Source organism: Pseudomonas sp. TAE6080 (genome assembly GCF_018732265.1).
Classification (GTDB): Bacteria; Pseudomonadota; Gammaproteobacteria; order Pseudomonadales; family Pseudomonadaceae; genus Aquipseudomonas; species Aquipseudomonas brenneri.
In genome coordinates this window covers 137,797-159,582 of record NZ_JAHIDY010000003.1, presented here as the reverse complement: position 1 = coordinate 159,582, position 21,786 = coordinate 137,797, and the positions used below count along the sequence as shown (strand labels likewise).

Annotated in this window: 19 protein-coding genes; all 19 read right to left on the bottom strand. The window is 60.7% G+C overall.

Going from position 1 to position 21,786, the window contains the following annotated elements:
* Positions 1-4 precede the first annotated feature (4 nt).
* The 19 genes from nuoM to mnmA all read right to left on the bottom strand — a co-directional run bounded on the left by nuoM (position 5) and on the right by mnmA (position 21,737).
* Positions 5-1,537 carry an NADH-quinone oxidoreductase subunit M gene (gene nuoM / locus KL786_RS04300; protein WP_029293337.1) on the bottom strand — a complete coding sequence of 511 codons (1,533 nt, stop codon included), beginning with the start codon at positions 1,535-1,537 and terminating at the stop codon, positions 5-7.
* A gap of 39 nt (positions 1,538-1,576) precedes the next feature.
* Positions 1,577-3,430: an NADH-quinone oxidoreductase subunit L gene (gene nuoL, locus KL786_RS04295; RefSeq protein ID WP_029293339.1), complete on the bottom strand. Its 1,854-nt coding sequence runs from the start codon at positions 3,428-3,430 to the stop codon at positions 1,577-1,579.
* Complete coding sequence (gene nuoK, locus KL786_RS04290; protein ID WP_003174727.1) at positions 3,427-3,735, bottom strand: NADH-quinone oxidoreductase subunit NuoK; 309 nt, start codon at positions 3,733-3,735, stop codon at positions 3,427-3,429. Before nuoK ends, nuoL begins: the two co-directional genes overlap by 4 nt.
* A 2-nt stretch (positions 3,736-3,737) precedes the next feature.
* Positions 3,738-4,241 carry an NADH-quinone oxidoreductase subunit J gene (gene nuoJ, locus KL786_RS04285; RefSeq protein ID WP_017476146.1) on the bottom strand — a complete coding sequence of 168 codons (504 nt, stop codon included), beginning with the start codon at positions 4,239-4,241 and terminating at the stop codon, positions 3,738-3,740.
* A 9-nt stretch (positions 4,242-4,250) separates the two neighbouring features.
* Complete coding sequence (gene nuoI / locus KL786_RS04280; protein WP_003174725.1) at positions 4,251-4,799, bottom strand: NADH-quinone oxidoreductase subunit NuoI; 549 nt, start codon at positions 4,797-4,799, stop codon at positions 4,251-4,253.
* An 11-nt stretch (positions 4,800-4,810) separates the two neighbouring features.
* The gene (gene nuoH / locus KL786_RS04275; RefSeq protein WP_017737147.1) at positions 4,811-5,818 is read right to left on the bottom strand and encodes an NADH-quinone oxidoreductase subunit NuoH; all 1,008 of its coding nucleotides are present in this window, start codon (positions 5,816-5,818) and stop codon (positions 4,811-4,813) included.
* Entirely contained in the window at positions 5,815-8,529 is a 2,715-nt protein-coding gene (gene nuoG, locus KL786_RS04270) for an NADH-quinone oxidoreductase subunit NuoG (protein ID WP_215516860.1), read from the bottom strand. Before nuoG ends, nuoH begins: the two co-directional genes overlap by 4 nt.
* A 135-nt stretch (positions 8,530-8,664) precedes the next feature.
* Entirely contained in the window at positions 8,665-10,020 is a 1,356-nt protein-coding gene (nuoF, locus tag KL786_RS04265) for an NADH-quinone oxidoreductase subunit NuoF (protein WP_215516859.1), read from the bottom strand.
* Positions 10,017-10,514: an NADH-quinone oxidoreductase subunit NuoE gene (gene nuoE, locus KL786_RS04260; protein ID WP_029293358.1), complete on the bottom strand. Its 498-nt coding sequence runs from the start codon at positions 10,512-10,514 to the stop codon at positions 10,017-10,019. The genes nuoF and nuoE overlap by 4 nt, the downstream gene beginning before the upstream one ends.
* A gap of 2 nt (positions 10,515-10,516) precedes the next feature.
* On the bottom strand, positions 10,517-12,301 hold the full coding sequence (gene nuoC / locus KL786_RS04255) for an NADH-quinone oxidoreductase subunit C/D (RefSeq protein ID WP_032857382.1): 1,785 nt from the start codon (positions 12,299-12,301) through the stop codon (positions 10,517-10,519).
* Positions 12,302-12,374: 73 nt separating this feature from the next.
* A complete protein-coding gene (locus tag KL786_RS04250) occupies positions 12,375-13,049 on the bottom strand; it encodes a NuoB/complex I 20 kDa subunit family protein (protein WP_012724951.1) in 675 nt (224 codons plus the stop codon).
* Positions 13,050-13,059: 10 nt separating this feature from the next.
* A complete protein-coding gene (locus tag KL786_RS04245; protein ID WP_003219575.1) occupies positions 13,060-13,473 on the bottom strand; it encodes an NADH-quinone oxidoreductase subunit A in 414 nt (137 codons plus the stop codon).
* Between the two features lie 572 nt (positions 13,474-14,045).
* The gene (aceA, locus tag KL786_RS04240; RefSeq protein WP_007946425.1) at positions 14,046-15,371 is read right to left on the bottom strand and encodes an isocitrate lyase; all 1,326 of its coding nucleotides are present in this window, start codon (positions 15,369-15,371) and stop codon (positions 14,046-14,048) included.
* Positions 15,372-15,879: 508 nt separating this feature from the next.
* The gene (locus KL786_RS04235) at positions 15,880-16,605 is read right to left on the bottom strand and encodes a secretin N-terminal domain-containing protein (protein WP_215516858.1); all 726 of its coding nucleotides are present in this window, start codon (positions 16,603-16,605) and stop codon (positions 15,880-15,882) included.
* 222 nt (positions 16,606-16,827) lie between these two features.
* Positions 16,828-17,250 carry a GNAT family N-acetyltransferase gene (locus tag KL786_RS04230; RefSeq protein ID WP_032857376.1) on the bottom strand — a complete coding sequence of 141 codons (423 nt, stop codon included), beginning with the start codon at positions 17,248-17,250 and terminating at the stop codon, positions 16,828-16,830.
* A complete protein-coding gene (locus tag KL786_RS04225; protein WP_215516857.1) occupies positions 17,243-18,412 on the bottom strand; it encodes a ribosomal protein uL16 3-hydroxylase in 1,170 nt (389 codons plus the stop codon). Before KL786_RS04225 ends, KL786_RS04230 begins: the two co-directional genes overlap by 8 nt.
* An 84-nt stretch (positions 18,413-18,496) precedes the next feature.
* Entirely contained in the window at positions 18,497-19,867 is a 1,371-nt protein-coding gene (purB, locus tag KL786_RS04220; RefSeq protein ID WP_215516856.1) for an adenylosuccinate lyase, read from the bottom strand.
* A 125-nt stretch (positions 19,868-19,992) separates the two neighbouring features.
* Positions 19,993-20,616 (bottom strand): high frequency lysogenization protein HflD, encoded by a 624-nt coding sequence (gene hflD, locus KL786_RS04215; protein WP_032857372.1) that lies wholly within the window; start codon positions 20,614-20,616, stop codon positions 19,993-19,995.
* On the bottom strand, positions 20,613-21,737 hold the full coding sequence (gene mnmA / locus KL786_RS04210) for a tRNA 2-thiouridine(34) synthase MnmA (RefSeq protein ID WP_215516855.1): 1,125 nt from the start codon (positions 21,735-21,737) through the stop codon (positions 20,613-20,615). Before mnmA ends, hflD begins: the two co-directional genes overlap by 4 nt.
* Between the last annotated feature and the right edge of the window lie 49 nt (positions 21,738-21,786).

Here is a 21,786-nt window from a genome sequence, read left to right as displayed (position 1 = left end):
GCTCTTACCGGGCCGAAGCGAGTTGAGTGAAGGCGGTGCTCAACCACTGCTGCACGCCATGCATCGTGGCGGCAGAGGTGTCGAGGAACGGTTGCGGATACACGCCGATGTACACCAGCAGTACCGCAAGGCCGAGCACCATGATCAGTTCGCGAGCATCCATCCCTTTGAGGACGGCGTCCGACTTGGTCGGGCCGAAGTAGGCGCGGTGGATCATGATCAGCGAGTAGACCGAACCGAACACCAGGCCGGAAGTGGCAATCGCAGTAATCCATGGCGCACTGACGAAGCTGCCCATCAGGATCAGGAACTCACCGACAAAGTTACCCGTACCCGGCAAGCCCAGGGACGCGGCGGCAAAGAACAGGCTGATCGCCGGCAGGTAGGCGATACGCGACCAGATGCCGCCCATCTCACGCATGTCACGGGTGTGCAGGCGCTCGTACAGCTGGCCACTGAGGATAAACAGCGCGGCTGCCGAAACACCGTGGGCCAACATCTGGATCACTGCGCCTTGCAACGCCAGCTGGCTGCCGGAGTAGATGCCGATCAGGACGAAACCCATGTGGGAAACGGACGAGAAGGCAATCAGACGCTTGATGTCGGTTTGCGCGAAGGCCAGGAATGCGCCGTAGAAGATCCCGATCAGACCCAGGGTCATGGCGATCGGCGCAAACTCGGCCGAAGCATTCGGGAACAGCGGCAGGGCGAAACGCAGCAGGCCGTAGGCCGCCGTCTTCAACAGGATACCGGCCAGGTCCACGGAACCTGCGGTTGGCGCCTGGGCGTGAGCGTCAGGCAGCCAGGAGTGGAACGGCACCACCGGCAGCTTCACCGCGAAGGCGATGAAGAACCCGAGCATGAGGATGTACTCGGTGGTCATCGACATCTTGGTTTTCAACAGGTCGGCGTAGTTGAAGGTAATCACGCCGGTGTTGTTGAAGTTGACCAGGACCAGGCCGAGGATCGCCACCAACATGATCAGGCCGGAAGCCTGGGTGAAGATGAAGAACTTGGTTGCCGCGTAGATCCGGGTTTTCTTGCCGTCCGAAGAACTGTGACCCCAGAGCGCGATGAGGAAGTACATCGGCACCAGCATCATTTCCCAGAAGAAGAAGAACATGAACAGGTCGAGGGCGAGGAATACGCCGACCACGCCGCCCAGGATCCACATCAGGTTCAGGTGGAAGAAGCCCACGTGACGCTCGATTTCTTTCCAGGAGCAAAGTACCGAGAGGATACCCAGCAGGCCGGTCAGCAGGATCATCAACAGCGACAGGCCGTCGAGGGCCAGGTGCACGTTGATGCCGAAGCGTTCGATCCAGACGTGCTTGAATTCAAGCGCGAAGGTTGGATCGACACCCGGTGCCGGAGCAAATGAATAGTCGCCATGGGCCCACAGCCAGAGGCCGAGTGCGAGTTCCAGGGACATGGTCAGCAACGCAATCCAGCGGGGCAGGGTGGCGCCGAAGCGTTCACCCATCCAGCAGAGCAGGCCGCCGATAAAGGGGATCAGGATTAGCCAGGGCAGAATCATGACGGGCTCGTTTCCTTTCGCAAGTTCGCAAAGTTCATATCAGACTGCTACCACTACGATGGCGCCGATCACCAGCACGGCACCGGCCGCCATGGAAGCTGCATACCAACGCAATTGGCCGGTCTCGGTGCGGCTCAGGGCGGTGTGACCGGCCTTGGCAGCACGCGGGATCAAACCAATGGTCTGGTCGAGCGGGTCTTTGCGCAGTACATGGCTGATCGCAAGGTAAGGCTTGACGAACAGTTTGTCGTAGATCCAGTCGAAGCCCCAGGCGGCGAACCACCAGGCCGAAAGGAAGCGGCCAATACCACTGTTGGCCACGGCAGTGACGAAGCGACGCTTACCGAGGAACAGCATGGCCGCCAGCAGGATACCGGCGATGGCGATGGCGCCCGAGGCGATTTCCAGGCTGTGCTTGGCGTCACCGCCAGCATGTCCAACGCTTTGTGGCAGTACGCCAGCCAGTGGCGGGGTGATCATGGCGCCGACGAAGGTCGACAGGATGATCAGCACCGACAGCGGCAGCCAGTGGGAGATGCCGTGGCCTGCGTGGGCTTCAGTCTTGGCTTCACCGTGGAAGGTGATGAAGATCAGGCGGAAGGTGTACAGCGAGGTCATGAATGCACCCACCAGACCGGCGTACAGCAGGCCTTGGTTACCGCTGGCAAAGGCTTCCCAGAGGATTTCGTCTTTGGAGTAGAAACCTGCGGTCACCAGTGGCAGGGCTGCGAGTGCGGCACCACCGACGATGAAGCTGGCGTAGGCCAACGGCAGTTTTTTCCACAGACCGCCCATCTTGAAGATGTTCTGCTCGTGGTGGCAGGCAACGATCACCGCACCAGAAGCCAGGAACAGCAGGGCCTTGAAGAAGGCGTGGGTCATCAGGTGGAAGATCGCGCCGTCCCAGGCGCCGACGCCCAGGGCCAGGAACATGTAGCCGATCTGGCTCATGGTCGAGTAGGCGAGGATGCGCTTGATGTCGGTCTGCACCAGCGCGGCGAAGCCGGCCAGCACCAGGGTCACGCCGCCAACCAGGCCCACCAGGTGCAGGATTTCCGGCGCCAGGGTGAACAGGCCGTGGGTACGGGCGATCAGGTAGACACCGGCGGTCACCATGGTAGCGGCGTGGATCAGTGCCGACACCGGGGTAGGACCAGCCATGGCGTCTGCCAGCCAGGTTTGCAGTGGCAGTTGCGCCGATTTACCGACAGCGCCACCCAGCAGCATCAGGGTCGCCAGGGTGATCCAGAAGTCGCCGACCTGGAATTTCTGCGGTGCCAGCACCAGCAGTTCCTGGATATTCAGCGTGCCCACCTGTTGGAACAGGATGAACAGGCCGATGGCCATGAACACGTCGCCGATCCGGGTCACGACAAAGGCCTTGAGTGCCGCATTACCGTTGTTGCGGTTGCTGTAGTAGAAACCGATCAACAGGTACGAGCACAGGCCCACGCCTTCCCAGCCGAAGTACAGGAACAACAGGTTATCGCCCAGCACCAGGAACAGCATGCTGGCGATAAACAGGTTGGTGTAGGCGAAGAAGCGCGAGTAGCCGGCTTCACCGCGCATGTACCAGGACGCGAACAGGTGGATCAGGAAACCCACGCCCACCACCACGCCGAGCATGGTGATCGACAGGCCGTCGACGTAGAGGGCGAAGTCAGGCTTGAAGCCCTCGACCGCCATCCATTGCCACAGCACCAGGGTGTAGTGACCGGCTTCGGGTGGTGCCACGTTGAATTGCCAGATGACGTAGGCAGCAACAATCGCCGACAGGCCAATGGAACCCACGCCGACCAGGGCCGAGAGGTTTTCCGACCAGCGTCCACGGGAGAACGACAGCAGCAGGAAACCGATCAGGGGAAATACGAAAGTCAGAAAGATCATGTTCATCCGCGCATCTCACTGGCAGCGTCGATATCAAGCGTGTGGAAGCGACGATACAGTTGCAGCAGGATCGCCAGGCCAATACTGGCCTCGGCGGCTGCCAGGCTGATCACCAGGATGAACATCACTTGTCCATCCGGCTGGCCCCAACGCGCACCCGCCACGATGAAGGCCAGTGCAGCAGCGTTCATCATGATTTCCAGGCTCATCAACACAAACAGGATGTTACGGCGAACCATCAGGCCGACCAGGCCAAGGCAGAACAGGATGCCGGCGACCGCCAGACCATGCTCCAAAGGGATAGCAGGCATCGTCATTGCTCCTTGGCTTCGTTGCGGCCCAAGTGGAAGGCAGTGATGGCTGCAGCGAGCAGCAGCATCGAAGCCAGTTCGACCACCAGCAGGTACGGGCCGAACAGGCTGATGCCCACGGCCTTGGCGTCTACGGTGGTGTGGCCGATGGCCTGGCCGCTCTGGTGAGCGAACAGCACATACAGCAGTTCAGCCAGCAGCAGGGCTGCCAGGATCACCGGGCCAAGCCAGATGCCGGGCTTGAGCCAGACGCGTTCCTGGGCGACCGAAGCCGGCCCCAGGTTGAGCATCATCACCACAAACACGAACAGCACCATGATGGCGCCAGCGTAGGCGATCACTTCCAGGACACCGGCAAACGGTGCGCCGAGGCTGAAAAAGGTCATGGCCACGGCGATCAGCGAAATGATCAGGTAGAGCAGGGCGTGCACAGGGTTGGTGTTGGTGATCACGCGAAGCGTGGACACCACTGCAATACCCGATGCGAAATAGAAAGCGAATTCCATCTTTCTTCCTTAAGGCAGCAAGCTCTTCACGTTGATCGGCTCGGCTTCGTTTTGTGCGGCGCCCTTGGGCTTACCGGCAACGGCCATACCTGCAACGCGATAGAAGTTGTAATCAGGGTTTTTACCGGGACCAGAGATCAGCAGATCTTCTTTCTCGTACACCAGGTCCTGACGTTTGAACTCGGCCATCTCGAAATCCGGTGTCAGCTGGATCGCGGTGGTCGGGCAAGCTTCCTCGCACAGGCCGCAGAAAATGCAGCGCGAGAAGTTGATGCGGAAGAAGTCCGGGTACCAGCGACCGTCTTCGGTTTCAGCTTTCTGCAGGGAGATACAGCCCACAGGGCACGCCACGGCGCACAGGTTGCAGGCTACGCAACGCTCTTCGCCGTCGGGGTCGCGGGTCAGTACGATGCGGCCGCGATAGCGCGGCGGCAGGTACACCGCTTCTTCCGGGTATTGCAGGGTGTCGCGTTTGCGAAAGCCATGGCCGAAAACCATCACCAGGCTTCGCAACTGGGTACCGGTACCCTTAACGATGTCGCCAATATATTTGAACATGGGTCAAATCCTCACTGAACCGCGCCCGCTGGCGTGTTCAACAACACAACGGCAGCAGTCACCAGCAAATTGATCAGGGTCAGCGGCAGGCAGAAGCGCCAGCTGAAATCCATCACCTGGTCGTATCGTGGACGCGGAATGGAAGCGCGCAGCAGGATAAACAACATGATGAAGAACGCGGTCTTGAGGAAGAACCAGAAGAACGCCAACTGCGGCAGGATGCCGAACGGACCGTGCCAGCCGCCGAAGAACAGCGTGACCAGCAGGGCCGAGATCAAGATGATGCCGATGTACTCACCGACGAAGAACATGCCCCATTTCATGCCGGCGTATTCAATGTGGTAACCGTCGGCCAGTTCCTGTTCCGCTTCCGGCTGGTCGAAGGGGTGACGGTGAGTCACGGCCACGCCAGCGATGAAGAAGGTACAGAAGCCAAAGAACTGCGGAATGATGAACCACAGGTTCTGCGCCTGGTACTCGACGATGTCGCGCATGTTGAACGAGCCAACCTGCACCACGATGCCCATCAGCGCCAGGCCCATGAACACTTCGTAGGACACAGTCTGCGCCGAGGCCCGCAAGCTGCCCAGCAGGGCAAACTTGTTGTTACTGGCCCAACCGGCGAACAGCACCGCGTAGACCGACAGGCCGGCCATGGCGAAGAAGAACAGCAAGCCGATGTTCAGGTCCGCCACGCCCCAGGTCGGGGTGATCGGGATGATCGCGAAGGCAATCAGCAAGGCGCTCATGGCCACGACCGGTGCCAGGGTGAAGATCACCTTGTCGGCAAACGGCGGGGTCCAGTCTTCCTTGAAGAACATTTTCAGCATGTCGGCAGCGATCTGGAACATGCCGAACGGGCCAACGCGGTTCGGACCGTAACGGTCCTGCCACCAGCCCAGCAAGCGACGTTCGACGAAGCTGAGCAGGGCGCCCGCGACGACCACGGCCAGCAGGATCACGATGGCCTTGACCACCGAGATGATCACGTCGATCACTTCAGGAGTGAACCAAGTCATTGCGCTGCCTCCTGCAGACCGTCAACGGTGTGGCCGAAGATCGCAGGCGGAATGCCGGCGATACCTTTTGGCAGGCCAACCAGGCCAGCACCCAACTCATCGTTGATGCGCAGCGGCAGGCGCAGGGTCTGGCCGGCTACGTTCAAGCTGAGCAGGGCACCGTCGTTGACGCCCAGGCGGTCGGCTTCGGACTTGGCCAGCGCCACGTAGGCAGCCGGGATGCGCTCTTGCACCGGCGCGGCCTTGGAAGAGTTCTCTTCGCTGCCGAACAGGTGGAAAAACGGCACAACCTGCCAGGTGCCCTGGGCCGGGTTGAACGGACGCGGTACGGCCGCGAACCAGTTCAGCGAGTCGCCGGTGCTTTCGATCAGGCGGGTGCCCGGGTCGCCAGCGCGGATATGACCACCGACTTCGTCCTGGAACTTGTTCCAGGCCTGCGGCGAGTTCCAGCCCGGCGACCAGGCGAAAGGCACCTGCTGACGTGGCTCGACCGAACCCGAGTAACCTTCCATGGAGAAGGCAAACGCGGTGTCGTTGTCTTGCGGGGTACGCGGTTCGTGCACGCTGATGTCAGCGCGCATGGCGGTACGCCCGGAGTAACGCAGCGGCTCACGGGCCAGCTTCATGCCCTTGATGCGGAACGCGGCGGACGGTGCGGCATCGACGATACGCGCCAGTTGCGGTGCGCTGGAGGCGACGGCAGCGGTGACGTGGTCGAGCTGGGTCCAGTCGATCGGCTGGTTCAGCAGGGTTGCGCGCAGGGCATGCAGCCAGCGCCAGCCTTCGTGAACCAGGATGCTGGCGTCCATGTACTTCGGATCGAACACCTGGAAGAAGCGCTGGGCGCGGCCTTCCTGGCTGACCAGGGTACCGTCGCCTTCGGCGAAGGTAGCGGCTGGCAGCACCAGGTGGGCACGGTCGCTGGTGGCGGTCTTCTGGTGGTCGGCGACGATCAGGACTTTGGCGGCGTTCAGTGCAGCATCAACCTTGGCGGCATCGGTACGGGTGTACAGGTCGTTTTCCAGCACCACGATGGCGTCGGCATTGCCGTCGATCACCGCTTGCAGGGCTGCGTCCACGGACTCGCCGCCGAGCATGGCCAGGCCAAGGCTGTTGGCTTCCGGTACAACCAGGCTGATGGAGCCGTTCTTGTCGCGCAGCTTCAGGGCCTTGGCGATGTTGGCGGCGGCCTCGATCAGCGCCTTGGAACCCAACGAGGTACCGGCAATGATCAAAGGACGCTTGGCCGCCAGCAGGGCGTCGGCGATGCGCTGGGCCAGGGCCACGGCTTCTGCGTCCAGGCCTTCGACGGCAGGCGCGCTGGCGTCAAGGGCGTGGGCCACGGCGAAACCAATGCGGGCCAGGTCATCTGGTGCTGCGTGCACGCACTCTTCGGCGATATCGTCGAGCTTGGTTTCAGCGATGCTTGCGATAAACAGCGGGTTCAGCGCGTGTTGGCCGATGTTTTTTACGGCGGCGTCGAGCCAAGGCTGCACGCGCATGGCGTCGGCCATTTCTTCGGCCTTGCCTTTGACCGACTGGCGCAGGGACAGCGCGATACGCGCGGCGGTCTGGGTCAGGTCTTCACCGAGGACGAAGATCGCATCGTGGTCTTCGATGTCGCGCATGTTCGGCACGGGCAGCGGGCTGTCGTTCAGCACTTGCAGGACCAGGCGGATGCGCTCCAGCTCAGCGGCTTCGATACCACTGTAGAAGTGCTCGGCACCGACCAGTTCGCGCAACGCGTAGTTGCTTTCGAGGCTGGCTCGCGGCGAACCGATACCGACGATGTTACGGCCGCGCAGCAGGTCGGCGGCTTTATCCAGCGCGTCGTCCAGGCTCAGCTTGGCACCATCGGGCAGCAGTGGCTGGCGCGGACGGTCTTCGCGGTTGACGTAGCCATAGCCGAAACGGCCACGGTCGCACAGGAAGTACTGGTTGACCGAACCGTTGAAGCGGTTTTCGATGCGACGCAGTTCACCGTAGCGCTCGCCCGGGGAAATGTTGCAACCGCTGGAGCAGCCATGGCAGATGCTCGGGGCGAACTGCATGTCCCACTTGCGGTTGTAGCGCTCGGAGTGGGTCTTGTCGGTGAACACACCGGTCGGGCAGACCTCGGTGAGGTTGCCGGAGAACTCGCTTTCGAGCACGCCGTCTTCAACGCGACCGAAGTACACGTTGTCGTGGGCACCAAAGACGCCCAGGTCGGTGCCGCCGGCGTAGTCTTTATAGAAGCGTACGCAGCGGTAGCAGGCGATGCAGCGGTTCATTTCGTGAGAAATGAACGGGCCCAGTTCCTGGTTCTGGTGGGTACGCTTGGTGAAGCGGTAACGGCGCTCGTTGTGGCCGGTCATCACCGTCATGTCTTGCAGGTGGCAGTGACCGCCTTCCTCACAGACCGGGCAGTCGTGGGGGTGGTTGGTCATCAGCCATTCGACAACGCTGGCGCGGAACGCCTTGGACTCTTCATCTTCGATGGAGATCCAGGTGTTGTCGGTGGCTGGGGTCATGCAGGACATGACGATACGACCACGGGTGTCGTTCTCGTCGGTGTACTGCTTGACCGCACACTGGCGACAGGCACCGACGCTACCAAGCGCGGGGTGCCAGCAGAAATAAGGGATGTCGAGGCCTAGTGACAGACACGCCTGTAACAGGTTGTCTGCCCCATCGACTTCGAGCGCTTTGCCGTCTACGTGGATAGTGGCCATGGTTCAAAGTTCTTCGTTGGCCCGTTGTCAGCGGGCGTGGCTAATGGAATCTTGTTATTCATGTGCATCAACACAGCCTTCAAGGCGTCAGCACATGACAAAGCGAAGGGCACGGACCCTTCGCTTATTGAAGCGTTACGCGCCGACTACGATCGGCTTTGCCAGAGGCGGGACGGCGGCGCTTTTGGGCGCGATGCCGGCTTCGAACTCCGAGCGGAAGTACTTGATTGCGCTGCCCAGTGGCTCCACGGCGCCCGGTGCGTGAGCACAGAAGGTCTTGCCAGGGCCGAGGAAACCGACCAGGCCCAGCAGGGTCTCGATATCGCCCGGCTGGCCTTCACCTTTCTCGATGGCCATCAGGAGCTTGACGCTCCATGGCAGGCCATCGCGGCACGGGGTGCAGAAACCACAGGATTCACGGGCGAAGAACTGCTCCATGTTGCGCAGCAGCGACACCATGTTCACGGTATTGTCCACCGCCATCGCCAGGCCGGTACCCATCCGGGTGCCTACCTTGCCGATGCCGCCGGCATACATTTGTGCGTCGAGGTGCTCGGGGAGCAGGAAGCCGGTACCGGCGCCGCCTGGCTGCCAGGCTTTCAGGGTGTAGCCGTCGCGCATGCCGCCGGCGTAGTCCTCGAACAGCTCGCGGGCGGTCACGCCGAACGGCAGCTCCCACAGGCCCGGGTTCTTGACCTTGCCGGAGAAGCCCATGAGCTTGGTGCCCATGTCTTCGCTGCCTTCGCGGGCCAGGGATTTGTACCAGTCCACGCCGTCGGCGATGATCGCCGGCACGTTGCACAAGGTCTCGACGTTGTTAACGCAGGTCGGCTTGCCCCACACGCCTACGGCGGCAGGGAAGGGCGGCTTGGAACGCGGGTTGGCACGGCGGCCTTCGAGGGAGTTGATCAGGGCGGTTTCTTCACCGCAGATATAACGCCCGGCGCCGGTGTGCACGAACAGTTCGAAGTCAAAACCCGAACCGAGGATGTTCTTGCCCAACAGGCCGGCAGCCTTGGCTTCTTCCACGGCACGGTTCAGGTGCTTGGCGGCGGTGGTGTATTCGCCACGCAGGAAGATATAGCCACGGTAGGTTTTCAGCGCGCGGGCACTGATCAGCATGCCCTCGATCAGCAGATGGGGCAGTTGCTCCATCAGCATGCGGTCTTTCCAGGTGTTGGGCTCCATTTCATCCGCGTTGCACAGCAAGTAGCGGATGTTGATGGATTCGTCTTTGGGCATCAGGCCCCACTTCACACCCGTGGGGAAGCCAGCACCGCCGCGACCTTTAAGGCCGGCGTCCTTCACGGTCTGGACGATATCGTCCTGGGCCATGTCGGCAAAAGCCTTGCGCGCTGCGGCATAACCGTTCTTGGCCTGGTACTCGTCAAGCCATACTGCCTCGCCGTCGTCACGCAGGCGCCAGGTCAGCGGGTGGGTTTCGGCCGAACGCTTGATCAGGTTGGCCGGGCCAAAGGAAGTCAGGGTCATGGATAGCCCTCAAGCAATTGGGTGACGCCAGAGGCCTGGACGTCGCCGAATGTGTCGTCGTCGATCATCAACGCCGGCGCCTTGTCGCAGTTACCCAGGCAGCACACCGGCAGCAGGGTGAAGCGCCCGTCTGCAGTGGTCTGGCCGAGGCCGATGCCCAGCTTGCTCTGGATCGCGTCGACCACCGACTCGTGGCCGCCGATGTAGCAGACCATGCTGTCGCACACGCGAATGATGTGGCGGCCGACCGGCTGGCGGAAGATCTGGCTGTAGAACGTGGCCACGCCTTCAACGTCGCTGGCCGGGATGCCGAGGATCTCGCCAATGGCGTAGAGGGCGCCGTCGGGCACCCAGCCACGTTCCTTCTGGACGATCTTCAAGGCTTCGATCGACGCTGCGCGCGGATCTTCGTAGTGATGCAGCTCGTGCTCGATGGCCGAGCGCTCGGTTTCACTCAAGGTGAAACGGTCTGTCTGGATAAGCGTGCTGTTCATGCTTAGCGGTCCACGTCGGCCATAACGAAATCGATACTACCCAGGTACGCAATCAAGTCCGCGACCATCTCGCCTTTGATCACCGAAGGGATCTGCTGCAAGTGCGGGAAGCTTGGGGTACGAATCCGGGTGCGGTAGCTCATGGTGCCGCCATCGCTCGTCAGGTAATAACTGTTGATACCCTTGGTCGCTTCGATCATCTGGAAGGACTCGTTGGCCGGCATCACCGGGCCCCACGAGACTTGCAGGAAGTGCGTGATCAGGGTTTCGATGTGTTGCAGGGTGCGCTCTTTAGGCGGCGGCGTGGTCAGCGGGTGATCCGCCTTGTACGGGCCTGCCGGCATGTTGCGCATGCACTGCTCGATGATCTTCAGGCTCTGGCGCATTTCTTCGACGCGCACGATGCAGCGGTCGTAGGCATCGCCATTGGCCGCCAGCGGGACTTCGAACTCGAAGTTCTCGTAGCCGGAGTACGGGCGCGCCTTGCGCAGGTCGAAGTCGCAACCGGTCGAACGCAAGCCCGCACCGGTGACGCCCCATTCCAGGGCCTCTTTGGTGTTGTAGGCAGCGACGCCGATGGTCCGACCCTTGAGGATGCTGTTGTCCAGGGCGGCTTTCTGGTACTCGTCCAGACGCTTGGGCATCCAGTCGATGAATTCCTTGACCAGGCGTTCCCAGCCGTTCGGCAGGTCGTGGGCCACACCGCCGATGCGGTACCAGGCCGGGTGCAGGCGAAAGCCCGTGATGGCTTCGATGACCTTGTAGGCGCGCTGACGGTCGGTGAAGGTGAAGAACACCGGGGTCATGGCGCCGACGTCCTGGATATAGGTACCCAGGAACAGCAGGTGGCTGGTGATCCGGAAGAACTCGGCCATCATGATGCGGATGGTGTCGACCCGGTCTGGGACCTTGATGCCGGCCAGCTTCTCGACCGAGAGCACGTACGGCAGGTTGTTCATCACGCCGCCGAGGTAGTCGATACGGTCGGTGTACGGGATGAAACTGTGCCAGGACTGGCGCTCGGCCATCTTCTCGGCACCACGGTGGTGGTAGCCGATGTCGGGCACGCAGTCGACGATTTCTTCGCCGTCCAGTTGCAGGATGATGCGGAACGCACCGTGGGCCGAAGGGTGGTTCGGGCCCAGGTTGAGGAACATGTAGTCCTCGTTGGTGCCGGAACGCTTCATGCCCCAGTCTTCCGGCCGGAAGCGTGCGGCTTCTTCTTCAAGCTGCTGCTTGGCCAGGTTCAGGCTGAACGGGTCGAATTCGGTGGCGCGCGCCGGGAAGTCCTTGCGCAGCGGGTGACCTTCCCAGGTCGGCGGCATCATGATGCGCGTCAGGTGCGGGTGGCCCGGGAAATCGATACCGAACATGTCCCAGACTTCACGCTCGTACCAGCTGGCGTTCGGCCAGATACCGGTCACGGTCGGGATGCTCAAGTCGCTTTCCGAGAGAGCGACCTTGATCATCACATCGCTGTTACGTTCCAGCGACATCAGGTGATAGAACACGGTGAAGTCGGCGCCGCTCGGCAGCCCCTGGCGCTTGGTGCGCAGACGCTCGTCCACGCCATGCAGGTCATAGAGCATGACGTACGGCTTGGGCAGGTTGCGCAGGAAGGTCAGGACTTCGACGAGCTTGGCACGCGCCACCCACAGCACCGGCATACCGGTGCGTGTGGCCTGGGCGGTGAAGGCGTCAGGGCCAAAACGGTTGTTGAGTTCGACGACCACATCCTGGTCGTCTGCCTTATAAGGCGGGATGTACAGAGCACTGCCTGTAGTCATGGTTTTTTATCGCTTTCGGTCAACGTAAAGAATGAAGCCAGGTTTTCGTTCTATAGAAAGAAGCGGTGCTGGATCAGACTTCGTCGGGGCTGCGCAGGTTGGTGACTGCGATTCGCTGTTCGCGGCGCTGTTCCTTTTGCGACGGCATCTCGGCGCGGTACACGCCTTGATCGCCGACGACCCAGGAAAGCGGGCGACGCTCCTTGCCAATCGATTCCTGCAGCAGCATCAAGCCTTGCAGGAATGCTTCAGGGCGGGGCGGGCAGCCAGGCACGTAGACGTCCACGGGCAGGAACTTGTCCACCCCTTGAACCACGGAGTAGATGTCGTACATGCCACCGGAGTTGGCGCACGAACCCATGGAGATCACCCACTTTGGTTCGAGCATTTGCTCGTAGAGACGCTGGATGATCGGCGCCATCTTGATAAAGCAGGTACCGGCGATAACCATGAAATCCGCCTGGCGCGGCGATGCCCGGATAACTTCGGCGCCAAAGCGCGCGATGTCATGGGGCGCCGTGAAGGCGGTGGTCATTTCCACGTAGCAGCACGAAAGGCCGAAGTTGTACGGCCACAGGGAATTCTTGCGCCCCCAGTTGACCGCGCCACTCAGCACGTCTTCCAGCTTGCCCATGTAGATGTTTTTGTGGACTTGGTCTTCTAACGGATCGGAGACGGTTTCCCGTTCGCCGATGGGGTACTGATCGTTAGGAGCATCCGGGTCGATCCTGGTGAGATTGTATTGCATCGCCAAAGCCTCATTGTTTCAGCTTCGCTTGCCGCTTGCGACGAGCTTCCGGAGCCCAGTCAAGGGCGCCCACTCGAAATAGGTAGACAAGGCCTGCCAACAGAATTGCTATGAAAACGAGAGCTTCGACGAATCCGGTCCAGCCGCTTTCGCGAACAGACACAGACCAGGCAAAGAGAAAGAGGGCTTCGATATCGAAGATCACGAACAGCATCGCGACCAGATAGAATTTGGCTGAGAGCCGCAAGCGGGCGCCACCTGTAGGTAGCATGCCGGACTCGAACGGTTCGTTTTTGCTGCGGCCCCAGGCTTTTGACCCGAGGAGGCTGGAAACACCGAGCATGAAGGCGCAAAGGCCGACAACACCGAGGAGGAAAATGGCAAAGCCCCAGTTGTGGGCCATGAGTCCTGTCGCTTCGGTCATGCTGGAAATCCTTAACAGAGAGCAAAGGTCTCTGAGCTCGAAAAAGTAACGACGCAGTGACGATATGTCGCAGCGCAATCAATCGCGGTGATTTTATGGCTAAACACCTAGCAAGTAAAATTCCTGTAGCTAATTTATTCGCTGAATTAAGGACATAGTGCACCTTTATGGGGCTGTAGCCCAGACGCTGCGGGCATTAGCTTGATTTTAATCAATTGTGTTTTGTTTAGGGTGTAACGAAGTTTTAATGCTCTAAATGATAATGAATATTGTTTGCGGGAGTTTTAAGCGGGTGTTGAGTGCGTCGCGGGAAAAGTTGTTGTTACTTGCCCGTTAGGCGCAAGTTGCCAGCGCGAAACTTTTAACTGATTTTTCCTAAGTGAATACCGCTCTGGATCAAGGTTTTGCGCAAAAATATCAGGCTTACCGCATTTTTATTGTGGGAGCGGGCTTGCTGGGGCAGGAGGGTTTTCTCGGGGCAAAAAAACGCCCCGAACCAGTCGGGGCGTCAGATCGTGCGGCACTGCGGTTAGCTTTCTATCGGGCCCGCAATGGCCGTGTACTCAGGTCACTTAGTGAAACTGTTCTTCTTCGGTCGAACCGGTCAGCGCGGTCACGGACGAGGAGCCGCCCTGGATCACGGTGGTCATGTCGTCGAAGTAGCCAGTGCCCACTTCCTGCTGGTGCGCCACGAAGGTGTAGCCTTTGGACGCGTCAGCGAACTCCTGCTCTTGCAGCTTCACGTAGGCAGTCATGTCGTTGCGGGCGTAGTCGTGCGCCAGGTTGAACATGCTGTGCCACATGTTGTGAATGCCGGCCAGGGTGATGAACTGGTGCTTGTAGCCCATGGCGGACAGTTCGCGCTGGAACTTGGCGATGGTCGCGTCGTCCAGGTTCTTTTTCCAGTTGAAGGAAGGCGAGCAGTTGTAGGACAGCAGTTGGTCCGGGTATTCCTTCTTGATCGCCTCGGCGAAGCGACGGGCTTCGTCCAGGTCAGGCTTGGCGGTTTCGCACCAGATCAGGTCGGCGTACGGCGCGTAGGCCAGGCCGCGGGCAATTGCTTGATCCAGGCCTGCACGAACCTTGTAGAAACCTTCCTGGGTGCGCTCGCCAGTTACGAACGGCTGGTCGTACGGATCGCAGTCCGAAGTCAGCAGGTCAGCGGCGTTGGCGTCGGTACGGGCCAGGATGATGGTCGGGGTGCCGGCAACGTCAGCAGCCAGACGGGCTGCAGTCAGCTTCTGCACGGCTTCCTGTGTCGGAACCAGTACCTTGCCGCCCATGTGGCCGCATTTTTTCACGGAAGCCAGTTGGTCTTCGAAGTGCACACCGGCAGCGCCAGCCTCGATCATGCTCTTCATCAGTTCGTAGGCGTTCAGTACGCCACCGAAACCGGCTTCGGCGTCAGCCACGATTGGCGCGAAGTAGTCGATGTAGCCTTCGTCACCCGGACCTTTACCGGCTTTCCACTGGATCTGGTCGGCGCGGCGGAACGAGTTGTTGATGCGCTTGACCACGGTTGGCACGGAATCCACCGGGTACAGCGACTGGTCAGGGTACATGGACTCGGCGGAGTTGTTGTCTGCAGCCACTTGCCAGCCGGACAGGTAGATCGCCTGGATGCCAGCCTTGACTTGTTGCACCGCCTGGCCGCCGGTCAGAGCGCCCATGCAGTTGACGAAATCTTTCTCGGGACGGAAGGACGGCTTGGCGCCCTGGGTGACCAGGTTCCACAGCTTCTCGGCGCCCAGTTTTGCGAAGGTGTGCTCAGGTTGAACCGAGCCGCGCAGGCGGACGACGTCAGCAGCGGAGTAAGCGCGAGTCACGCCTTTCCAGCGTGGGTTTTCAGCCCAGTCTTTTTCAAGGGCTGCAATTTGCTGTTCGCGTGTCAGTGCCATGGGGAAAAACCTCGTCGCGTCTTTTGTGGAAAAACTACTGGGTTGAAAATTCCGTTTGCCAGCCACGTATTCAGTGCGTGGTGATGGCTGCTCGCTGACCAGAAGCTTAGGCGGTCAAAGTGGGCTTGGCGGGGAAGGCGACGGGATGAACGATAGGCTCAAGGGAGAAAGTGAGCAGGTAGAGGCGAACCGAGAACAGTCTTCGGGCGTCGTGGGCCTTGATACGATTCATCAGTGTGTTGCCGGGTTACCTGGTTAGCTTCCGTCCCTCGGGACAACTTCGTTCCAGTCGCAACCTCGTCAAACACGCCTTGTGGGCAGTACAGACACGAATCGGCTCAGGTGGGTAGCTTAGAGCGACGATCCGAAGGCCCTTGCCAGGGCCCCTGATTAGCGGGAGCGAGGCCATCATGCCCATGCTTTTTTGGATCGTCAAATGTTTTGTAGTGCTTTTTTTATGGCACTACATCTTTGGTCTAATACGACTAATCAGTCAGTTTTTGGTGCTTCAGTTCAGGGTGTCGACTTTGACCCGCAGTGTCAGGTCGTCCCGGCCCTGGGTCGAGTAGGTGCGGGTCGCGCCCTGTTTATCGGCCTGGGTCTGGCGGTTGATACCGGCCAGGGTGATCCACTCGCCCAGGCGCCCGCTGACAGTTGTGTCGGTGCTTTGCACGTTCACTACATCGGGACGCTCCTGGCTCATGCGGTCACGATTGGTGCTGATGCTCAGGTGTACGGTCTCGCCGGTGACGCTGGCGGTCACGTAGAAGCCTTGGGTGACGTTGCGGTACTGGGTCTGGTTCTGTGGGCGGCCATAGGTGTCGGGCTGGGTGGTGGTCAGTGGCACGCTCTGGCCGACCTGGATCAGCGCTGGCACACCTTCGCTGGCCTGGATCTGCTGGATCCCGCCATCACGGCTTTCGGTGCTGTAGGTGATGATGTGGCTATTGGTTTGCTGGTTGTTCTCGTTGGTGTCGACGGTGATCAGCAAGCGTTTGGAGGGTGTGTCCAGTTGTGCGAGCAGGGCGCGCAAGCCCTGGATTTTGTCCGGCTCGGCATTGACGATCAACTGATTGCCGTAGGCGCTGACCGTGCCGTCCTTGCCAATGAAGTTCTGCGCCACGGGCAACAGGTCGGCGCTGGTGCGGTTGTTCAGGGGTAGGACTTCGGTAGCTGCAATTGCTGAAAAACTGACGGCCATGAGCAGGCTGGCGACTAGGGTGCGTAGGGACATGTCCGTTATCTCTGCAAGTCATTTGGGCTTGATGGTGCCAGTTTATCGGCCTGGCGGGGCGCAAGTTGAATCGTAGACGGCAAAAGGCCCTGGCATCGGTGGATGGCAGGGCCTTTTTGGGTGTTGCTGATATCGTCATCGCAGGCAAGCCAGCTCCCACAGGAGAATACATTCCAAGTGTGGGAGCTGGCTTGCCTGCGATGGGGGCGACTCGGCCTAAAGTCAGCCCTCGCGCTCCATATCAACATGGGGAATCCCGACTTCGAGGAATTCCCCGCTGACGATCTTGAAACCCAGCCGCTCATAAAACGGCGCGGCATACACCTGCGCGCTGAGGAACTGCCGGGTCTGGCCGCGTTTCTCAGCCGCACCCATCACCGCTTCCATCAGCTTGTCGCCGACTTTCAGCCCGCGCCAGTCCTTGAGGACCGACACCCGGCCGATCTCGCCGCTGGGCAGCAGGCGTGCAGTGCCAATCGGAAAGTCGCCTTCCAGTGCGAGGAAATGCATGGCGCCCGCATCGTCTGCGTCCCACTCCAGTTCAGGTGGGACCGATTGTTCGGCGATAAACACCGCTTCACGAATGCGCCGAATCTCGGCGATATCCTTTTGCCAGTCTGCGACACGTACGCGAATTTTATTCATCGGCAAACCCCAGGCTTCCTTGCTTGACCAGTTCGCACAGCAGGTCGCGGCCGTCTTCATCGGCCAGCCATGGACCCAGGTTGTCCACGTGCAGGGCGTCGGCGGCGCAGATCAGCTTCAGCAGTTCGCGCAGTTTGCCCGGCAGGTAACGGCTCTGGCCGCTGGCGAACAGCAGTACGTCGTCGTCCACTTCCGACCAGGCCAGGCGCGCGCTTGGGTTGCGGATCAGGATCGCGCCGTCTTCCAGGCTGCTGATCACTTCGTCCTGCACCAGCTCTTCGGGGCCTGCGACCAGCTCCGGGTAGCGCGGCTCGGTCATGAACTGGCCGAACCAGGTCAGCAACATGCGCTCATCGCTCATGTGCTCGGCCAGCAGGCTCTTGAGGCGGTCCAGGGCGTCGCTCTGGATCTGGTGCGGGTCGCTGACGGGCTGGGCGTCGGCGTCGGTGTAGCGTTCTTCATCCGTCAGGTACTGGCTGAGGAAGTCGGTGAAGTGGGTCAGCACTTCGGCGGCGCTCGGTGCGCGGAAGCCTACCGAGTAGGTCATGCAGTCATCTTCAGCGATGCCGAAGTGTGCCAGGCGCGGCGGTAGGTAAAGCATGTCGCCCGGTTCCAGCACCCATTCGGCAGTCTCTTCGAATTCAGCGAGGATGCGCAGGTCGGCGTGCTGCAGCAGCGGGCTTTCCGAGCTGCACATCTGGCCGATCTTCCAATTGCGCTTGCCCTGGGCTTGCAGCAGGAACACGTCGTAGTTATCGAAGTGTGGGCCCACGCTACCACCGGGGGCGGCAAAGCTGATCATCACGTCGTCGATGCGCCAGCTTGGCAGGAAGCGGAACTGCTCCAGCAGTTCGGCCACTTCCGGTACGAACTGGTCGACCGCCTGCACCAGCAGGGTCCACTCGCGCTCGGGCAGGCTGCTGAAGGCGTCTTCGGCAAACGGGCCGCGGCGCAGTTCCCACGGGCGTTCGCCGTGTTCGATCACCAGTCGCGATTCGACTTCTTCTTCCAGGGCCAGGCCTGCCAGTTCGTCGGCGTCGATCGGGCTTTCGAAATCAGGGATGGCCTGGCGGATCAGCAGCGGTTTTTTCTGCCAGTAGTCGCGCAGGAATTCCCGTGCCGTGATGCCGCCCAGAAGTTGAAGAGGAATATCAGGATTCATGTGTAACCTATTGAAAAAAAGCACTTTTAAGACGGGAATAAAAACGCCCGGCGCTGCCGGGCGTCTTAAGGGTTCAAGCCGCAATCAGATGCGTTTGGCTTGCTCTACAGCGTTGCCGATGTAGTTGGCCGGGGTCAGCAGTTTCAGCTCGGCCTTGGCCGCGGCGGGCATGTCCAGGCCGTCGATGAAAGTTTGCAGCGCCTCGGGGCTGATGCCCTTGCCGCGTGTCAACTCTTTCAGCTTTTCGTACGGGTTTTCGATGTTGTAGCGGCGCATTACGGTCTGGATCGGCTCGGCCAGGACTTCCCAGCAAGCGTCCAGGTCAGCGGCGATTTTCTGCGCGTTGAGTTCCAGCTTGCTGATGCCTTTGAGGCTGGCTTCGTACGCGATCACGCTATGGGCAAAGCCCACGCCGAGGTTGCGCAATACGGTGGAGTCGGTCAGGTCGCGCTGCCAGCGGGAGATCGGCAACTTGCTGGCCAGGTGCTGGAACAAGGCGTTGGCGATGCCCAGGTTGCCTTCGGAGTTTTCGAAGTCGATCGGGTTGACCTTGTGCGGCATGGTCGAGGAGCCGATTTCGCCAGCGATGGTGCGCTGCTTGAAGTAGCCCAGGGAGATGTAGCCCCAGATATCGCGATCGAAGTCGATCAGGATGGTGTTGAAGCGCGCAATGGCGTCGAACAGCTCGGCGATGTAGTCGTGGGGTTCGATCTGCGTGGTGTACGGGTTGAAGCCCAGGCCCAGTTCGTCTTCGATGAAGGCGCGGGCGTTGGCTTCCCAGTCGATCTCAGGGTAGGCCGACAGGTGGGCGTTGTAGTTGCCCACGGCGCCGTTGATCTTGCCCAGCAATGGCACGGCGGCCACTTGAGCGATCTGACGCTCCAGGCGGTACACCACGTTGGCCAGTTCTTTGCCCAGGGTGGTCGGCGAGGCCGGTTGGCCGTGGGTGCGCGACAGCATCGGCACGTCGGCGAAGCGGATGGCCAGTTCGCGGATGGCGTTGGCGGTCTGGCGCATCAGTGGCAGCATCACGTCATCACGGCCTTCGCGCAGCATCAGGGCGTGGGACAGGTTGTTGATGTCCTCGCTGGTGCAGGCAAAGTGGATGAACTCGCTGACCTGGGCCAGTTCCGGCAATTTGGCCGCTTGCTCCTTGAGCAGGTATTCGATGGCTTTGACGTCGTGGTTGGTGGTGCGCTCGATCTCTTTCACACGCTCGGCGTGCTCCAGGGAGAAGTTTTCCGCCAGGGTGTTCAGTACAGCGTTGGCCTCGGCGGAGAACGCCGGCACTTCGCTGATGGCAGGGTGAGCGGCCAGGCGCTGGAGCCAGCGCACTTCAACCAGTACACGAGCACGGATCAGGCCGTATTCGCTGAAAATAGGGCGCAGGGCCTGGGTTTTGCCGGCGTAGCGGCCGTCAACAGGGGAAACCGCAGTGAGCGAAGAGAGCTGCATGGGGTGTTCTCGGACAGTCGGGCAACGAAATGGGGCGCGTATCATACATGAAAAAATCCGCCGGTCCGTCGCCAACTGACCGGCGTATTACGCGTAACGGCTTGAAAATGGCCTGTTGCTGCGACTTATTCGTTGCGCATCAACGGGTAAAGCTCTTTAAGCAATTTGCGACGGCTGATGACCAGCTGCCAACGATGACCGCCCAACTGGCGCCACAACCGCGCCGAACGAATACCGGCCAGAAGCAGGGCGCGGATTTTCGAGGCGTTGTTGGGTTGTTGCAGGTTGCGCATGTCGCCATGGACCTGGATCCGCTGGCGCAAGGTGCTCAAGGTGTCCTGGTAAAGCGCACCACAGGCGGCGATCACGTTCTCGTGGGCCGGGCCGAAGTGTTGCACTTGTGACTGGATCTGCGGCAGGCGTTTGCCGATGGTTTCCAGCAGATCGTCGCGCTTGGCCAACTGCCGCTCAAGGCCGAGCATCGACAGGGCGTAACGCAACGGCTCGCGCTGCAAGGTGCTCGGGTCGCGTTCGAGGGCGCCGATCAGGGCGCGATAACCTTCACGCAGGCTCAGGTCGTCGCCGCCGTACACATCCAGGGTGTCCTTGGGGTCGACCACCAGCAAGCTGCCGAGCATGCAGGTCAGGCCCGCCTCGGTCACCTGGCCGGTCTTGGCGATCTTGTCCACCAGCACGGCCGCGAGGAAGACCCCGCCCAGTGCCGTCAATTGCTCCTGGGTCGGGCTCATGCCGGGTTGCTCCAGGGTTCGGCGACTTCAATCACGCCGCCTCCCAGGCAAATCTCACCGTCGTAGAACACGACCGATTGGCCAGGCGTGACCGCGCGCTGCGGATCATCGAACGTCGCACGGTAGCCGCTGGCGGTTTTTTCCAGGGTGCAGGGCTGGTCGCTCTGGCGATAGCGCACCTTGGCGGTCAGGCGGCGCGGGGTGCTCAGGTCAATCGGGTTGACCCAATAGATCTCCGAGGCCAGCAGCGCGCCGGAGAACAGTAGCGGGTGCTCATTGCCCTGGCCGACGATCAGCACATTGTTTTCCAGGTCCTTGACCAGCACGTACCACGGCTCTTCACCGGCGTCCTTCAGGCCGCCGATGCCCAGGCCCTGGCGCTGGCCGATGGTGTGGTACATCAGGCCGTGGTGACGGCCAATGACTTCACCTTCAGTGGTCTTGATCTCGCCCGGTTGTGCCGGCAGGTACTGCTTGAGGAAGTCACTGAAGCGGCGCTCGCCGATAAAGCAGATCCCCGTGGAGTCTTTCTTCTTGGCGGTAGCCAGGCCGTGTTTTTCGGCGATCCTGCGTACTTCGGGCTTTTCCAGCTCGCCCACCGGGAACAGGGTCTTGGCGATCTGTTCACCGCCCACGGCGTGCAGGAAGTAGCTCTGGTCCTTGTTCGGGTCCAGGCCCTTGAGCAGTTCGGTACGGCCATCGATATCGCGACGGCGCACGTAGTGGCCTGTGGCAATCAGGTCGGCGCCGAGGATCATGGCGTAGTCGAGGAACGCCTTGAACTTGATTTCGCGGTTGCACAGGATGTCCGGGTTCGGCGTGCGACCGGCCTTGTACTCGGCCAGGAAGTGCTCGAACACATTGTCCCAGTACTCGGCGGCGAAGTTGGCGGTGTGCAGCTTGATGCCAATCTTGTCGCACACGGCCTGGGCATCGGCCAGGTCGTCCATGGCAGTGCAGTATTCTGTTCCATCGTCTTCTTCCCAGTTCTTCATGAACAGGCCTTCCACCTCATAACCCTGCTCCATGAGCAGAACGGCGGAAACGGAAGAATCCACGCCGCCGGACATGCCGACGATGATGCGCTTCTTTTGTGTGTCAGAAGGGGCTGGATCACGCATAGGATTTCAACGGGTGTCTTGAAAAAGGACGCGATTCTAGCAGGCCCGA

What these genes read in the sequence shown, in the direction of transcription:
- nuoM (WP_029293337.1), bottom strand. Translation starts at nt 1,537, where the DNA reads ATGATTCTGCCCTGGCTAATCCTGATCCCCTTTATCGGCGGCCTGCTC.
- nuoL (WP_029293339.1), bottom strand. Translation starts at nt 3,430, where the DNA reads ATGAACATGATCTTTCTGACTTTCGTATTTCCCCTGATCGGTTTCCTG.
- nuoK (WP_003174727.1), bottom strand. Translation starts at nt 3,735, where the DNA reads ATGCCTGCTATCCCTTTGGAGCATGGTCTGGCGGTCGCCGGCATCCTG.
- nuoJ (WP_017476146.1), bottom strand. Translation starts at nt 4,241, where the DNA reads ATGGAATTCGCTTTCTATTTCGCATCGGGTATTGCAGTGGTGTCCACG.
- nuoI (WP_003174725.1), bottom strand. Translation starts at nt 4,799, where the DNA reads ATGTTCAAATATATTGGCGACATCGTTAAGGGTACCGGTACCCAGTTG.
- nuoH (WP_017737147.1), bottom strand. Translation starts at nt 5,818, where the DNA reads ATGACTTGGTTCACTCCTGAAGTGATCGACGTGATCATCTCGGTGGTC.
- nuoG (WP_215516860.1), bottom strand. Translation starts at nt 8,529, where the DNA reads ATGGCCACTATCCACGTAGACGGCAAAGCGCTCGAAGTCGATGGGGCA.
- nuoF (WP_215516859.1), bottom strand. Translation starts at nt 10,020, where the DNA reads ATGACCCTGACTTCCTTTGGCCCGGCCAACCTGATCAAGCGTTCGGCC.
- nuoE (WP_029293358.1), bottom strand. Translation starts at nt 10,514, where the DNA reads ATGAACAGCACGCTTATCCAGACAGACCGTTTCACCTTGAGTGAAACC.
- nuoC (WP_032857382.1), bottom strand. Translation starts at nt 12,301, where the DNA reads ATGACTACAGGCAGTGCTCTGTACATCCCGCCTTATAAGGCAGACGAC.
- KL786_RS04250 (WP_012724951.1), bottom strand. Translation starts at nt 13,049, where the DNA reads ATGCAATACAATCTCACCAGGATCGACCCGGATGCTCCTAACGATCAG.
- KL786_RS04245 (WP_003219575.1), bottom strand. Translation starts at nt 13,473, where the DNA reads ATGACCGAAGCGACAGGACTCATGGCCCACAACTGGGGCTTTGCCATT.
- aceA (WP_007946425.1), bottom strand. Translation starts at nt 15,371, where the DNA reads ATGGCACTGACACGCGAACAGCAAATTGCAGCCCTTGAAAAAGACTGG.
- KL786_RS04235 (WP_215516858.1), bottom strand. Translation starts at nt 16,605, where the DNA reads ATGTCCCTACGCACCCTAGTCGCCAGCCTGCTCATGGCCGTCAGTTTT.
- KL786_RS04230 (WP_032857376.1), bottom strand. Translation starts at nt 17,250, where the DNA reads ATGAATAAAATTCGCGTACGTGTCGCAGACTGGCAAAAGGATATCGCC.
- KL786_RS04225 (WP_215516857.1), bottom strand. Translation starts at nt 18,412, where the DNA reads ATGAATCCTGATATTCCTCTTCAACTTCTGGGCGGCATCACGGCACGG.
- purB (WP_215516856.1), bottom strand. Translation starts at nt 19,867, where the DNA reads ATGCAGCTCTCTTCGCTCACTGCGGTTTCCCCTGTTGACGGCCGCTAC.
- hflD (WP_032857372.1), bottom strand. Translation starts at nt 20,616, where the DNA reads ATGAGCCCGACCCAGGAGCAATTGACGGCACTGGGCGGGGTCTTCCTC.
- mnmA (WP_215516855.1), bottom strand. Translation starts at nt 21,737, where the DNA reads ATGCGTGATCCAGCCCCTTCTGACACACAAAAGAAGCGCATCATCGTC.